Annotated in this window: 13 protein-coding genes; 7 read left to right on the forward strand and 6 right to left on the reverse strand. The window is 69.0% G+C overall.

Features of this window, described 5'->3' with window-relative positions; genetic code table 11:
• Nucleotides 1-16: 16 nt before the first annotated feature.
• From CFB35_RS23120 to CFB35_RS23135, 4 genes are all read right to left on the reverse strand, one after another.
• On the reverse strand, nucleotides 17-688 hold the full coding sequence (locus CFB35_RS23120; protein ID WP_059585030.1) for a MarC family protein: 672 nt from the start codon (nucleotides 686-688) through the stop codon (nucleotides 17-19).
• 138 nt (nucleotides 689-826) lie between these two features.
• On the reverse strand, nucleotides 827-1,627 hold the full coding sequence (locus CFB35_RS23125) for an enoyl-CoA hydratase-related protein (protein WP_059585029.1): 801 nt from the start codon (nucleotides 1,625-1,627) through the stop codon (nucleotides 827-829).
• A gap of 39 nt (nucleotides 1,628-1,666) precedes the next feature.
• The gene (gene paaK, locus CFB35_RS23130; protein WP_059585028.1) at nucleotides 1,667-2,989 is read right to left on the reverse strand and encodes a phenylacetate--CoA ligase PaaK; all 1,323 of its coding nucleotides are present in this window, start codon (nucleotides 2,987-2,989) and stop codon (nucleotides 1,667-1,669) included.
• A 54-nt stretch (nucleotides 2,990-3,043) separates the two neighbouring features.
• Nucleotides 3,044-4,600: a 3-hydroxyacyl-CoA dehydrogenase gene (locus tag CFB35_RS23135; protein WP_059585027.1), complete on the reverse strand. Its 1,557-nt coding sequence runs from the start codon at nucleotides 4,598-4,600 to the stop codon at nucleotides 3,044-3,046.
• 324 nt (nucleotides 4,601-4,924) lie between these two features.
• Between CFB35_RS23135 and CFB35_RS35065 the strand changes: the two genes are divergently transcribed.
• Both CFB35_RS35065 and CFB35_RS23145 read left to right on the forward strand, forming a co-directional pair.
• On the forward strand, nucleotides 4,925-5,107 hold the full coding sequence (locus tag CFB35_RS35065) for a hypothetical protein (protein WP_059585026.1): 183 nt from the start codon (nucleotides 4,925-4,927) through the stop codon (nucleotides 5,105-5,107).
• Between the two features lie 39 nt (nucleotides 5,108-5,146).
• Nucleotides 5,147-6,235 (forward strand): calcium:proton antiporter, encoded by a 1,089-nt coding sequence (locus CFB35_RS23145; protein ID WP_059639561.1) that lies wholly within the window; start codon nucleotides 5,147-5,149, stop codon nucleotides 6,233-6,235.
• Between the two features lie 142 nt (nucleotides 6,236-6,377).
• On the opposite strand, the gene CFB35_RS23150 is transcribed toward CFB35_RS23145, so the two are convergent.
• A complete protein-coding gene (locus CFB35_RS23150; RefSeq protein WP_059585024.1) occupies nucleotides 6,378-7,286 on the reverse strand; it encodes a LysR substrate-binding domain-containing protein in 909 nt (302 codons plus the stop codon).
• A gap of 113 nt (nucleotides 7,287-7,399) precedes the next feature.
• Between CFB35_RS23150 and CFB35_RS23155 the strand changes: the two genes are divergently transcribed.
• Together CFB35_RS23155 and CFB35_RS23160 are read left to right on the forward strand one after the other, a co-directional pair.
• Nucleotides 7,400-8,338, forward strand: coding sequence for a 2-hydroxyacid dehydrogenase (locus CFB35_RS23155; protein WP_059585131.1), 939 nt, complete (start codon nucleotides 7,400-7,402; stop codon nucleotides 8,336-8,338).
• Nucleotides 8,339-8,402: 64 nt separating this feature from the next.
• Nucleotides 8,403-9,767, forward strand: a complete 1,365-nt coding sequence (locus CFB35_RS23160; protein WP_059585132.1) for an MFS transporter — start codon at nucleotides 8,403-8,405, stop codon at nucleotides 9,765-9,767.
• 25 nt (nucleotides 9,768-9,792) lie between these two features.
• On the opposite strand, the gene CFB35_RS23165 is transcribed toward CFB35_RS23160, so the two are convergent.
• Nucleotides 9,793-10,761, reverse strand: coding sequence for a LysR family transcriptional regulator (locus CFB35_RS23165; RefSeq protein ID WP_059585023.1), 969 nt, complete (start codon nucleotides 10,759-10,761; stop codon nucleotides 9,793-9,795).
• Between the two features lie 365 nt (nucleotides 10,762-11,126).
• Between CFB35_RS23165 and CFB35_RS23170 the strand changes: the two genes are divergently transcribed.
• The 3 genes from CFB35_RS23170 to CFB35_RS23180 all read left to right on the forward strand — a co-directional run bounded on the left by CFB35_RS23170 (nucleotide 11,127) and on the right by CFB35_RS23180 (nucleotide 14,643).
• On the forward strand, nucleotides 11,127-12,302 hold the full coding sequence (locus CFB35_RS23170) for an HPP family protein (RefSeq protein ID WP_089465588.1): 1,176 nt from the start codon (nucleotides 11,127-11,129) through the stop codon (nucleotides 12,300-12,302).
• A 125-nt stretch (nucleotides 12,303-12,427) separates the two neighbouring features.
• The gene (locus tag CFB35_RS23175) at nucleotides 12,428-12,841 is read left to right on the forward strand and encodes a MarR family winged helix-turn-helix transcriptional regulator (RefSeq protein WP_059585021.1); all 414 of its coding nucleotides are present in this window, start codon (nucleotides 12,428-12,430) and stop codon (nucleotides 12,839-12,841) included.
• A gap of 14 nt (nucleotides 12,842-12,855) precedes the next feature.
• The gene (locus CFB35_RS23180; RefSeq protein ID WP_059639567.1) at nucleotides 12,856-14,643 is read left to right on the forward strand and encodes a chloride channel protein; all 1,788 of its coding nucleotides are present in this window, start codon (nucleotides 12,856-12,858) and stop codon (nucleotides 14,641-14,643) included.
• The last annotated feature ends 394 nt before the right edge of the window (nucleotides 14,644-15,037 follow it).

Here is a 15,037-nt window from a genome sequence, read left to right on the forward strand (position 1 = left end):
AACCGGGTGGCCCCGGTTATCTGGCCTGGTCGGCGAGCGGTTGCAGGAACGCGGAGAAGCCGGTCAGCATGATCTGCACGCCGATGCACAGCAGCAGGAACGCCGACACGCGTTTCGCGACCTTCGTCCCTTCGCTGCCGAGGTAGCGCGCGAGCAGCGCGGAGCGGCTGTAGACCTGCCAGATCACGAGCGTGACGAGCACGGACACGGCGATCGACACGATGCTCGACAGCGCGAACTCCGACAGCTTGTGCGTGCGGTTCGCGTTCAGCGCGATCGCGGTCGCGATCGAGCCGGGGCCGACCGTCAGCGGCATGGTCAGCGGGAAGAACGCGCGCGTCATGATCGCGTTCGCGTCGATCGGCTTGACCGGCGTGTCGCCGCCGCCCGGCCCGTCCGGTTCGTTCAGCATCTGCCAGCCGGCCACGGCAACCGCGAAGCCGCCGCCGATCCGCAGCGCTTCCATCGAGATCCCGAAGAAATGCAGCACCGGCGTGCCGGCGAAGAAGGCGACCATCAGCACGACGAACGCATTGAACGCGACCTTCCGCGCGAGCAGATCCCGTTCATGCGCGGTGAGCGCCTCGGTCCGCTCGAGAAACAGGAACGCGATGCCGATCGGATTGATGATGCCGATCAGGCCGGTAAAGCCGAACAGGATCTCGGAGACAAGGCGGTTGACGATCATCGTGCGAAGCATCGGTCGGGACGGGGCCGGCAGCGCGCCGGGGGTCACGCATTGTAGTGCAAGCGCCCGTGCCCGAGACGCAAAATGCGGCCGCCCCCGGTTTCCGCGTCGATCGTCATGAACGATCGTCGCGCAGCCTTATTCGGCGCCCGTCTCCCACGCCGGCGGCCGCTTCGCGAAGAAGGCCGCGAAGCCTTCCTTCGCTTCCGGCGTCGCCCGCACGCGGGAGATCGTCTGCGCGGTGAACGCCGCGCGCTCATCCGACGGCGGGTACTCGCCGATCGCATCGAAAAAGCGCTTGATCTCCATCAGCGCGTGCGGGCCGTTGCGGCCCAGTTCCGCGAGCGTCCGCTCGAGCGTGTCGTCCAGCGCATCGAGCGGCACGGCCTGATGAATCAGCCCGATCGCGACGGCTTCGGCGGCCGCGAGCTGCGTCGCGGTCAGCGCGAGACGGCGCGCCTGGCGTTGCCCGACCGCCTCGACCAGATACGGGCCGATCACGGCCGGCAGGATCCCGAAGCGCGCCTCGCTGACCGAAAAGCGCGCGTGGTCGCTCGCAATCACGATGTCGCACGCGGCGCACAGGCCCACGCCGCCGCCGAACGCGTGGCCCTGCACGCGGGCGACCGTCGGTTTCGGACATTGCCGGATCGCGCGCATCATCGCGGCGAACCGCTCGGCGTCGCGCAGGTTCGCGGCCGCGTCGTTCGCGCTCGCACGCTGCATCCACTGCAGGTCGGCGCCCGCGCAAAATGCGCGGCCGTCCGAACGCAGCACGATCGCGCGTACGTCGTCGCGCCGGCCGAGTGTCGTGAACGCGTCGGTCAGCTCCGCGATCATCGTCTCGTCGAACGCGTTCAGCACGTCGCCGCGCTGCAGCGCGACGGTCGCGATACCGCGCGCATCGACCGTGACGGCCAGGGTCTTCAATCCATCCATCGAACAGGTTTCCTCGGGTAGAACGGCATCCATCGGCAATCAGGCGGCCTGGCGGCGATCGATCACGCGCCGCGCCTTGCCGGTCGCGCTCGCGGGAATGCCGCCGGCCGCGAGCACCGTCACGCCGGACGACACGCCGACCATCGTCTTGATCCGGTGCTGCAGCTCGCGCGCGAGCGCCGCGCGATCGGCGTCGGAAACGGACGCCGCCGCCTCGGAGCGCAACTCGACTGCGAGGTCGAGCCGGTCCATGTGACCGTCGCGCGACAGCGTGATCTGGAATTGGCCCGACAACTGCGGCAGCGCGACGACGATCTCCTCGATCTGGCTCGGGAACACGTTCACGCCGCGCACGATCAGCATGTCGTCGGAGCGGCCCGTGATCTTCGCGAGCCGGCGCATCGCGCGCGCGGTCGGCGGCAGCAGCGCGGTGAGGTCGCGCGTGCGGTAGCGGATCACCGGCATCGCCTCCTTCGTCAGCGACGTGAACACGAGCTCGCCCTGGCTGCCGTCGGGCAGCACTTCGCCGGTGACGGGGTCGATGATCTCGGGGTAGAAATGGTCCTCCCAGATCACCGGGCCGTCCTTCGTCTCGACGCATTCGCACGCGACGCCCGGGCCCATCACTTCCGACAGCCCGTAGATGTCGAGCGCGTCGATGCCCGCGCGCGTCTCCACTTCGTCGCGCAGCGCCTGCGTCCACGGCTCGGCGCCGAAGATGCCGATCTTCAGCGACGATTCGGCCGGGTCCATCCCCTGCCGCACCATCTCGTCGATCAGGTTCAGCATGTACGACGGCGTGACGAGGATGATCTTCGGCTCGAAATCGCGAATCAGTTGCACCTGCTTCTCGGTCTGCCCGCCGGACATCGGCACGACCATGCAGCCGAGCCGCTCCGCGCCGTAGTGAATCCCGAGACCGCCGGTGAAAAGCCCGTAGCCGAACGCGTTGTGCAGCGTATCGCCCGGGCGGCCGCCGGCCGCGCGGATCGAGCGCGCGGTCACGTTCGCCCACGTATCGATGTCGCGCGCGGTGTAGCCGACGACCGTCGGCTTGCCGGTCGTGCCGCTCGACGCGTGCACGCGCACGACCTGCTCGCGCGGCACCGCGAAGAGGCCGAACGGATAGTTGTCGCGCAGGTCGCTCTTGGTCGAGAACGGGAACTTCGCGAGATCGGCGAGCGACTTCAGATCGTCCGGATGCACGCCTGCCGCATCGAACGTGCGCCGATAGTGCGGGACGTTGTCGTACGCGTGGCGCAGCGACCACTTGAGGCGGTCGAGCTGCAGCGCCTGCAGTTCGTCGCGGCTGGCGGTCTCGATCGGCTCGAGGGCGGCGGCGGGGTGCGTCGGGTGAGTCATCGGGGGCTCCTCCAATGGAGTGATGTCGTTATCGTGTTCGAGGGGACGAGGCGGTCACGACCGGAACATGCGGCCGGCCGCATGCAGCGCGGCGAGCCGCGGCGACACGCGATAGCGGTCCTCGCCGTAGCTCGCCGCCAGGTTAGACAGCACGCGGTGCACGCGGCCGATGCCGATCGCATCGGCCCACGCGAGCGGGCCGCACGGGTAGTTCACGCCCTTCTCCATCGCGAGGTCGAGATCGGCCGGCGAGCACACGCCCTGGTTCACCGTGTCGGCGGCTTCGTTCGCGAGCATCGCGACGGTGCGCATCGCGACCATGCCCGGCACGTCAGCCAAGCCGACGACGCGAAAGCCCGCCTGCTGAAAGAGCCCGACCGCATCGGCGTACGCGGCGTCGCCGCACTGGAGCGCGCGCGTCAGCGCGACGAGCCCGGCCTGCGCGTAATCGCGCGCGAGGTCGACGAGCACGAGATCGGCCACGCCGGTTTGCGCGGCGCGCGCCGTGGCCGTCCGGCCGTCGGTCAGCGCGATCGACGCGCGGCCGGCCGTTGCGAGCAGTTCGTCCGGCTGCACGCCGGCCTGCCGGACGCCGTCGATACGTTCGGCCAAGCGTGCGTGCAACGCGGCGGCCGGGCCGTCCTGCGCAAACAGCACGACGTCGGCCGGCGCGGCGCGCGGCGGTTCGAGATCGGGGGCGGGCGGCGTCGCGCCGTCCGCATACGAATAGAAACCGCGCCCGGACTTGCGCCCGAGAAAGCCCGCGTTCACGAGTTCCTGCTGGATCAGCGACGGCGTGTAGCGCGGGTCGTTGAAGTACGCGCGGAACACCGACTCGGTCACCGCGAAGTTCACGTCGTGGCCGATCAGGTCCATCAGCTCGAACGGCCCCATCCGGAAGCCGGCGGCTTCGCGCATCACCGCGTCGATCGTGGCCGGCGCGCCGCCCTGCTCGTTCAGCACGCGCAGCGCCTCCGCGTAATACGGCCGCGCGACGCGGTTCACGATGAAGCCCGGCGTCGATTTCGCCATCACCGGTTGCTTGCCCCATGCAGCGGCGGTCGCAACGAGCATCCGGGCGATATCGGGCGCGGTCGCGAGCCCGCTGACCACCTCGACGAGCGCCATCAGCGGCGCCGGATTGAAGAAATGCAGGCCGGCGACGCGCTGCGGCACGCGCAGCCCGGCCGCGATCGACGTGATCGAGATCGACGACGTGTTGGTCGCCAGCACGCACGCGTCGTCGACATGGCGCTCGAGGGTCGCGAAGATCTCGCGCTTCACGTCGAGCCGTTCGGCCGCCGCCTCGACGATCAGCGCGGCGCCCGCGAAATCGGCCAGCGCGCGCACCGCGCGGATCCGGTTGCCGGCCGCGTCGGCCTGCGCCGGTTCGAGCCGGCCCTTCTCCGCCAGCCGCGCGAACTGTGCACGGATGCCGGCCAGCGCCTTGTCGCAGGCCGCTTCGTTCAGGTCGTACAGCAACACCGGATGGCCGGCCGCCGCCGCGACCTGTGCAATGCCCGCGCCCATCGCGCCGGCGCCGATCACGCCGACGACGGCCGACGGCGCCAGCGCGCCCGAGTTCACCGAATGTGCAGAGGAAACAGCCATCGATTGCGATCCGTCATGAAGTGGAAGTGCGACCGATTATAAACCGACCGGTCGGTAGATTTATGTCAGGGCGAGCCCGAATTTGTCGTGCAAGAGAGCATGACGAAAACCGCAACGACAAAAAAATCGAAAGAGCGCGGCACTTTTTGCAAACCGAAAGGTCAATGTAAGCGCTCGAATATGAGATAGCGACCCCGCAACGCCTGATAAAATTCGACAAATTGCCGGATTGAAGGGGGAAACGCGTGTCGCGCCGTCACCGCCGTCCATCGCCGGCCGTCCTTATGGGGGCGAATCGAGCCACCGGCCCGCGCGTCGCCACCCATGCTTGTCTCGCTGTCCGCGGGCAGCCGCATCGAACCGTTTCGTCCCGCGACGGGCTTCGGCCCGCCCGCGCCCCTCGCCGCCTCGCGGCAGCGAACCGGGCAGCGCCATTGCGCGCTGCCGCCCTTCGGTTTCATCGTCCTCGTTCGGCGGATAGTACGGCCGGGCTTCATCAACCCGTGACGGCGCGTCGCGCGCCGCCACTCGCATAAGGAACCCCTCATGCCGCTCTCGTCCAACCAGCTCCCGCGCTGGACCCTCTGGGCCCCGCTTGCCGCCTGGCTGGTGCTCGCGCTGTCGCGCGTCGTGCCGGCCGAAGGCCTCGTCATCGCGGTGTTCGCGGCCGCGCTCGCCGGCGCCGTGTTCTCCGCCGTCCACCATGCGGAAGTCGTCGCGCACCGCGTCGGCGAACCGTTCGGCACGCTCGTGCTCGCGGTTGCCGTGACCGTCATCGAAGTCGCGCTGATCGTGTCGGTGATGCTCGGCGCGGGCCCCGAGAAATCGGGCCTTGCCCGCGACACCGTGTTCGCCGCCGTGATGATCATCTGTAACGGTATCGTCGGCATCTGCCTGCTGGTCGGCGCATGGAAGCACGGCGAACAGGATTTCCAGGGGCGCGGCGCGAGCAAGGCGCTCGCGGTGCTCGCGTCGCTGTCGGTACTGTCGCTCGTGATGCCGAACTACCTGAACGCCGCGCCGGGCCCGTTCTTCTCGAAATCGCAGCTTGCGTTCGCCGGCGTCGCGTCGCTCGTGCTGTACGGCGCATTCGTGTTCGTGCAGACCGTGCGCCACCGCGACTACTTCCTCGCCGAGCACGACAGCGCCAACGAAGCGGTGCACGCGGCGGCGCCGAGCAACCGCACCGCGGCCATCAGCATGGTGCTGCTGTTCGCGAGCCTCGTCGCGGTCGTGCTGCTCGCGAAGCTGCTGTCGCCGGCCGTCGAGCACGCGGTGCTGAAGCTCGGCGCGCCCGAAGCCGCGGTCGGTATCGTGATCGCCGCGCTCGTGCTGCTGCCGGAAGGGCTCGCGGCCGTCACCGCCGCGCGTGCGAACCGGTTGCAGACCAGCATGAACCTCGCGCTCGGGTCGGCGCTCGCGAGCATCGGGCTCACGATTCCGACCGTCGCGGCCGTGTTCATCTGGGTCGGCCAGCCGCTCACGCTCGGGATCGGCGCGATGGAAACCGTCCTGCTCGCGCTCACGCTGCTGGTCAGCACGCTCACGCTGAGCCAGGGGCGCACGACGGTGCTGCACGGCGTCGTGCACGTCGCGCTGTTCGCCGCGTACCTGTTCCTGTCGATCACCCACTGACGGGCCTGTGCCGCGGCCCGGCGGATGCGCTCCGCCGGGCCGCGTGCACGTCTTCGAGCCCCGCCCTCATCCCTCGCTTCACCCCGCCGTCAGCGGGCCGCCATCGCACGTCGCGCCACGCGGAACGGGCGAGCAAGCGCCGCTAGACGCCCGCGTCGTCCGTGCTTTCGGTCAGAAACCGCTCGACCATCGCGTTGAACACCGGCAGCGCCGGGTTGTCGTTGTCCGCGCGCCAAGCGAGATACAGCTCCGCCGCCACGTTGACGCCCGCGAGCGGCCGGAACACCACGCCGTCGACATGAAGCTCGCGCGCCGACGCCGGCACCAGCGCCGCACCGAGCCCCGCGCGCACGAGGCCGAGGATCGTATGCGTCTGGCCGACGTAGTGCAGGTAATTCGGCAGCCGCCCGGCGCCCGCGAACATCCCCGAGATCATGTCGTGGAAATACTTGCCCTCGTTCGGCGAATACGCGATGAACGGCTGCCGGTCGAGCTCGTCGGGGCCGATCTGCTCGTAGGCCGCGAGCGGCGCGCCTTCCGCGACCGCGACGAGCATCGGCTCGCGCTGCACGAGCCGGTATTCGAGCGGCTGGCGCGCGGCGCGCTGGCGCACGAAACCCGCGTCGAGCATCCGCGACGCGAGCGCGTCGATCTGCACGGTCGACACCATCTCCCGCAGTTCGACGTCGACGTCCGGCAGCGCGTGCGCCGCATGCGCGAGCAGCACCGGGATCATCCGGTACGCACTGACGGCCGTGAACCCCAGCGTGATGCGCCCGGCCCCGCCGTGCGCGACACGCTGCGCGGCCTGCTCGGCGCGCGCGGAGAATTCGAGGATGTGCCGCGCATCGCGCAGGAAGCGCTCGCCGGCCGCGGTCAGGCTGACCTGCCGGCTGCTGCGCTCGAGCAGCGCGATGCCGAGCGCGTGCTCGAGCAACTGGATTTGCCGGCTGAGCGGCGGCTGGGTCATGAAGAGCCGCCGGGCCGCGCGGCCGAAATGCAGCTCTTCGGCAACCGCGACGAAGCAGCGAAGCTGGTGCAGTTCAATCATTCAAATGTTGAATCAATCGATAGTCTTTTGATGTTAGACGCATATCGATGCGATTTCTATACTCGGTTCCACCTGATGCGCGGCCCGCGCCGCGCACGACGACCGAGACCTTCATGACCATCGACATCCTGCTGACCCAGCCGCTCCCCGACGCGATCGACGCCGAACTCGCCGCCCGCTACACCGTGCACCGGCTGTATGCGGCCGAGCAACCGGAAGCACTGCTCGATCGCGTGGCGCCGCGAATTCGCGGCGTCGTGACGGGCGGCGCGAACGGCCTGTCCGCCGCGCTGATGGAGCGGCTCGGCGCGCTCGAGATCGTCGCGATCAACGGCATCGGCACCGACGCGGTCGACCTCGATCGTGCCCGGGCGCGCGGCATCCACGTGACGACGACGCCCGACGTGCTGACCGACGACGTCGCCGACATGGCGCTGGGGCTGATCCTGATGACCCTGCGCGACCTCGGCGCCGGCGAGCGGATCGTGCGCGCCGGCCGCTGGGGCAAAACGGCCCAGCCGCTCGCGACGCAGGTCACGGGCAAGCGGCTCGGCATCGTCGGGCTCGGCCGCGTCGGACGCGCGATCGCGCAGCGCGCGCAGGCGTTCCGGATGCCCGTCAGTTACTTCGGGCCGCGCGAGCATCGCGACAGCGGCTATCGCTACGTGCCCGACCTCGCCGCGCTCGCGCATGACAGCGACGTGCTCGTGATCGCGGCCTCGGCCGATCACGGCAACGTGCTCGTGACGGCCGACGTGCTCGCCGCGCTCGGCCCCAAAGGATTCCTGATCAACGTCGCGCGCGGCAAGCTGGTCGACGAAGCCGCGCTCGTGCGCGCGCTGGCCGACGGCACGATCGCCGGCGCCGGTCTCGACGTGTTCGCGCACGAACCGCACGTGCCGGCCGCGCTGCTCGAACTCGACCGCGTCGTCGTGCAGCCGCACCGCGCGAGCGCCACGCATGAAACGCGCGAGGCAATGGGCCGCATCGTGCTCGCGAACCTCGCCGCGTGCTTCGCGGGCCAGCGCCCGCCGACCAGCGTCACGCACTGAGCGCGGCGCCGCCCCTTCCATTACGACACGGATGCCTCCGCACGACGGAGGCCAGGAGACACGCATGTCCAATCGATCCAGCGGCGCCGCCGTCGCCGCCTCACCCGCCGCATCGCGCACGATCGGCCGCGTCCGTTATGCGGTCCTCGCGCTGATTTTCTCGGTTACCGTCGTCAACTACGCGGACCGCGCGACGATGTCGATCGCCGGCACCGGCGTCGCGCACGACCTCGGGCTCACGCCCGTGCAGCTCGGCGTCGTCTTTTCGGCGTTCGCCTGGGCCTATGCGATCGGCCAGATTCCGGGCGGCTGGCTGCTCGACCGCTTCGGCGCGCGGCGCGTGTACGGCCTGAGCCTGTTGCTGTGGTCGGTATTCACGATGCTGCAGGGCACGGTCGGCGCGTTCGCCGTGCACGGCGCGGCCGCGACGCTCGCGCTGTTCGTCATGCGCTTCATGCTCGGGCTCGTCGAATCGCCGGCGTTTCCGGCCAATTCGCGGATCGTCGCATGCTGGTTCCCGACGGCCGAACGCGGCACCGCGTCGGCCTTGTTCAATTCCGCGCAATACATGGCCGTCGTGCTGTTCACGCCGGCCATGGCATGGCTCACGCATGCGCTCGGCTGGGAACACGTGTTCCTGTGGATGGGGCTGCTCGGCATCGCGCTCGCCGCGCTGTGGTTCGCGTGGTATCGCGAGCCACACGGCCACCCGCGCATGACGAACGCGGAGCGCGACTACCTGCGCGCCCACGGCGCGCTCGTCGATCTCGAGGCGAACCGTATGCGCGAGCGGCCGCGCGCGTCGTGGCACGACGTGTCGCAACTGTTCCGCCACCGGAACCTGTGGGCGATCTACATCGGCCAGTACTGCATCACGGCGCTCACCTACTTCTTCATCACGTGGTTTCCGATCTATCTGATCAAGGGGCGCGGAATGACGATCATGGAAGCCGGCTGGGTCGCCGCGCTGCCGGCGATCTGCGGCTTCACGGGCGGCGTGCTCGGCGGCGTGCTGTCGGACTGGCTGATCCGGCGCGGCATGCATCCGTCGAAGGCACGCAAGACGCCGTTCGTCGCGGGGATGGCGATGGCGACGCTGCTCGTGCTCGCGAACGGCGCATCGTCGAACGCGGCCGTGATCGCGCTGATGACGGTCGCGTTCTTCGGCAAGGGGCTCGCGGCGGTCGGGTGGGCCGTGCTCGCCGACACGGCGCCGGAAGGCATGGTCGGGCTGAGCGGCGGCGTCTTCAACGGCCTCGGCAACATCGCCGGGATCGTCACGCCGCTCGTGATCGGCTACTTCGTCGCCAGCACGGGTTCGTTCGCCGGTGCGCTGTGGTTCGTCGCCGCGCACGGGCTGATCGGCATGGCCGCGTACGGGTGGCTCGCGGGCCGCTTCGAGCGGATCCGCATCGCGCCAGCCGCATGAACGCCGCGGCGGCACACCGGCGCGGTCACGCGCGCAGGCGGCCGCCCGGCATGTGCTCCGTCGTCAGCCGGTCGAGCTCGCGCAGATCGTTTTCCAACGCGGGCGTGAGCGTCGTACGCAGGTGATCGAGGAAGGTCCGGATCTTCGCGTCGAGATAGCGGCGCGTCGCGTAGACGGCATAGACGCTCACCGTCTGCAGCCGGTACGCCGGCAGCACGCGGATCAGGCGCCCTTCGCGGATATCGTCGAGCACCGTATACAGCGCCACGCACGCGATCCCGCGCCCGGCACGCACCGCGACGCACAGTGCGTCCGGCACGTTGACCTGGAACGGCGCCGGCTGCAGCTCGTAGACGGTTTCCTCGCCGTCGCCGCGCTCCAGGCGCCATTCACTGGCCGGCGACGCGGGCGTGTCGAGGCGCAGGCACACGTGGTTCGGCAGGTCGTCGGGCGTCTGCGGCGTGCCGTGCCGCGCGAGGTATTCGCGCGACGCGACGAGCACGCTGCAGCTCGTGCCGCAGATCTGCGCGACATAACCCGAATCGGGCAACTGCGACGCCGTCACGATCGACACGTCGTAGCCCTCCTCGACCAGATTCGGCATCCGCTGCGCCAGCGTCAGCTCGACCGACACGTCGGGGTTGTCCTCCTGGTACCGGACGATCGACGACACGACATGACTCTTCCCGAGCCCCGTCATCGCATGAATGCGCATCTTGCCGCTCGGCCGCAGCAGCGCGTTGCGCGCCTCCGCGTTCGCGTAGTCGAGCTCCGCGAGGATCGATTTCGCGCGCTCGAAATAGCGCTCGCCGCTTTCGGTCAGGCCGAGATGGCGGGTCGTGCGATGCAGCAGGCGTGTCTGTACGTGGGCTTCGAGATTCGAGACCGCGCGCGACACCTGGGCGGTGGTCGCGTCGATTTCCTTCGCGACCGCGGTAAAACTGCCGGCTTCGACAACGCGCACGAACAGGCGCATGTTTTCGAGCATGTCCATTGAATTGGCTTGGGGAGAGTCAGTGGGGAGACGTCGGCGGCGCTCGCGTCAGGTGGGTAACGGAACGCGGGCGCGAAGAGCCACGTCGAATCGAGCGCCGTGCCGGGGAGAAGGCGGGAGAGCGGGCATCGAGGACAGGGTTCTGGCATGACGGGGGGAATCGAGTGCGCCGAATTGTACGCCGCTGCGGACAAATTTGCGCGGTTACGCGTGCACAAGCTCCCATCCGATGAAAGGTTTTCGCAAGATTCGTGCATCACGCGCGGCCAACGCGCCTGATGCGGCGCGACAATTTGTATCACAACGCGATATAATCCCGTGCTTGTCGCCGCGCCTCCGCGTTGCCGTTTTTACCGCTTACCCCCATGTCGCCAGGCTCCTACCCGTCGCGCCGCACGTTGCGGCAATGGCTGCACAGCTTCATTCCCCATCCGATGGCACTCGGCTGGCGCGAACGCCTGCGCTCGTGCACCGGCGCGCTCGTGGGCATTGCGACGGTCGGCGTCACGATGCGGCTATTGCCCGGCGTGCCGGGCCTCGTGCCGCTGCTCGTCGCGCCGATGGGCGCGTCGGCCGTACTGCTGTTCGCGGTGCCGGCAAGCCCGCTCGCGCAGCCGTGGTCGATCATCGGCGGCAATCTCGTCGCGGCGACGGTCGGCGTCGCGTGCGCGCAATGGATCGCCGATCCGGTCACGGCCGCCGCGGTCGCAATCGCCTGCGCGATCGGCGGGATGTTCGCGCTGCGCTGCGTGCACCCGCCGTCGGGCGCCGTCGCGCTCACGGCCGTGGTGGGCGGCCCCGCGATCCATGCGCTCGGCTTCGGCTTCGTCCTTCAGCCGATCGCGCTGCAATCGGCGATCCTGCTGTCGGCCGCGCTCGTCTATCACGCGCTGACCGGACACCGCTACCCGCACGGCGGCGTGCGCCCCGAAGCGAAACCGCAGGCCGGCGCCGCCGCGCCGGCGCGCGGCGGCTTCACGCGCGGCGACCTCGACGCGGTGCTCAAGCGCCGCGGCGAATGGCTCGACGTCGATCCGGACGATCTCGAAACGCTGCTGCGCGAAACCGAAGTGCAGGCTTATGCGCGCACGTTCGGCCAGTTGAAGTGCGCCGACCTGATGACGAAGAACGCGATCGAGGTCGCGCCGTCCACGTCGATCACGGCCGCGCTCGCGCTGCTCGACCGCCACCGCGTGAAGGCGCTGCCCGTGGTCGACGGCGAAGGCCGCCTGACCGGCATCGTCACGCGCGCCGACCTCACGCGCCCGTTGCGCCGTTCGACCCCGCTGTGGCAACGCCTGTCCGCACGATTGCCGCGATCGTTCGGCGGCCAGCCCGCGAGCGTCGCGTCCGTGATGACGCGCGACGTCGCGGCGGTGCCGGAAACGATGCCGATCACGGCGCTCGTGCCGTTGTTCACGCATTCGGGCCACCACCATATTCCGGTCGTCGATGCGTCGCGCCGGCTCGTCGGCATCATCACGCAGACGGATCTCGTCACGGGCCTTTATCGGCAGACCCAAATGCTCGAGGCCGCGTAGCGCACGCCCCGTCACTGTCCGCGGAACGCGAAACGCGAAACGCACCCGTTCCGCCCGATTTCGTCCATTTATATCACATTATGATATATTTACCGCCACCGTAACCGAATGCCCGACCGCCCCCGATGAACGATACCCGACGCGCACTGACGAAAAGCGATTTCCAGCAACTGTCCGAGTTCCGCTACCAGATGCGCCGCTTCGAGCGCTTCTCCGAACGTGCCGCGCAAAGCGAAGGCGTGACGCCGCTGCAATACCTGCTGCTGCTGCACATCAAGGGCTATCCGCATCGCGAATGGGCGACCATCGGCGAACTCGCGGAACGCCTGCAGGCGCACCACCACGGCGTCGTGGCGCTGGTGACGCGCTGCGAAGCGCTCGGACTCGTGAAGCGCAAGCCGAGCGAAGCCGACCGCCGCCAGGTCGAAGTCCACCTCGAAGCGGCCGGCGAAACGCTGCTCGCCCGTCTCGCGGCCATGCATCGTGCCGAGCTGAAGTCGCTCAAGGGCACGTTCCAGGTTCCCCAAATCGATTACTGACCCCTGCCACTCCGATGAACGCACCGCACAAACGCGATTTCTCGACCAACGAACGCCTGCCCAGGATCGCGTTGCTTGCCGCCGGGATCGGCCTGCTCAGCACGCTTGCCGCGTTCGTGCTGTTGAGCCTGATCCACCTGTTCACGAACCTGTTCTTCTTCCAGCAACTGTCGTTCGCCGACCGTTCGCCCGCGAACAACACGCTCGGCGCATGGGTGATCGCGGTCCCGGTGATCGGCGGGCTGATCGTCGGCTTGATGGCGCGTTTCGGTTCGGAAAAGATCCGCGGCCACGGCATTCCCGAGGCGATCGAGGCGATCCTGTTCGGCAAGAGCCGGATGTCGCCGAAGGTCGCGATCCTCAAGCCGCTGTCGTCCGGCGTCGTGATCGGCAGCGGCGGCCCGTTCGGCGCCGAAGGCCCGATCATCATGACGGGCGGCGCGCTCGGCTCGCTGATCGCGCAATGCGTGCACGTGACCGCCGCCGAGCGCAAGACGCTGCTCGTCGCCGGTGCGGCCGCCGGCATGACGGCCGTGTTCGGCACGCCGGTGGCCGCCGTGCTGCTCGCGGTCGAACTGCTGCTGTTCGAATGGCGTCCGCGCAGTTTCCTGCCGGTCGCGCTCGCGTGCGCGGTGGCCGGTTTCGCCCGCGCGGTGTTCTTCGGCGTCGATCCGCTGTTTCCGCTGACGACGGCCGCGCCGACGCCCGTCGCGCTGCTGTCGTGCATCGTCGCGGGCGTGCTGTCGGGCCTGCTCGCGTGCGGCTTGTCGGCCGCGCTCTACCGCGTCGAAGACGCCTTCGCGAAGCTGCCCGTGCACTGGATGTGGTGGCCGGCGATCGGCGCGATCGCGATCGGCGTCGGCGGCTGGCTCGAGCCGCGCGCGCTCGGCGTCGGCTACGATGTGATCGGCGACCTGCTGCACCAGCACATCGCGCTGAAGATCGCGCTCGCACTGCTGATCGTGAAGGCCGTGATGTGGGTGATCGCGCTCGGCTCCGGTACGTCGGGCGGCGTACTGGCCCCGCTGCTGATGCTCGGCGCCGGTCTCGGCACGGTGCTGTCGCCGCTACTGCCCGGTGGCGATCCCGCGCTGTGGCCGCTCGTGTGCATGGCCGCGACGCTCGGCGCGACACTCGGCGCCCCGCTCACCGCGATCGTATTCGCCTTCGGTCTCACGCACGACACCAACGCGCTGCTGCCGCTGCTCGCGGCGACGCTCGTCGCGCACGGCTTCGCGACCATCGCGATGAAACGCTCGATCATGACGGAAAAGATCGCGCGCCGCGGCTACCACATCTATCGCGAATACGGTGTCGATCCGCTCGAGCGGCACGACATCGGCGAAGTGATGACGTCGGCCGACCGGCTCGTCGCGATCGACGGCGCGACCACGCTCGATACCGTCGAAGCACAATACTTCGGCGCGAAACAGACGCACCGTGCGTACCCGGTCGTGCAGCACGGCCGGCTGCTCGGCCTCGTCGATCGCGCGACGCTCGATGCCCAGCGCGCGCAGGCCGGCGCCGACACGCCGATCTCGGCCGCGTTCGCCGAGCGCGCACCGGCCGTCGCGTTCGCGCACGAAACCTGCCGTGTCGTCGCGTCGCGCCTTGCGATGCTCGGCCTCGAACGCCTGCCGGTGGTCGCCGACGAGCAATCGCTGCGCATCACGGGCATCGTGTCGCGCAGCGACCTGATCAAGCCGGCGCTCCAGCACTTCGACGACGAACAGAAGCGCGAGCGCTTCCGCCCGGTCGTCCCGGCCAATCTGCGCGACGTCGGTTCGCGCAAGGCCGGCTGACATCACCCGCGTGCGCGGCGCTCTGCCGCGCGCATCGCTTCCTCGCCTCGCACTGCTCCACGATGCGGCGCGCCCGTGGCGCGCCGCATCGCCTCACTCCGTTGCTTTCGCCCGTTTAAAGTTGGTTAACAATCCGGCCGACGAAAGTTTGTCATCATCGTGCTCATGCGACGGGGCCATCCATCAGCCATTCCACTTCGTCATCCAATAAAGAGTCGCGGCGCGGCATGCGCACACATGCCGGCCGCCGCGGCCGTCACGTCACCACACCACGACCGGGCAGCGCGCCGACCGACGCATGACGTCGAGCCGTACACGACGCATGCCGCGCCGCAGCAACATGCGCAGCATTCGAGCCGCCGTTTGGCAAGCGCGTTAACAACTTGTTTCGGAA

This window comes from Burkholderia sp. AU16482 (genome assembly GCF_002223285.1).
Lineage (GTDB): Bacteria > Pseudomonadota > Gammaproteobacteria > Burkholderiales > Burkholderiaceae > Burkholderia > Burkholderia semiarida.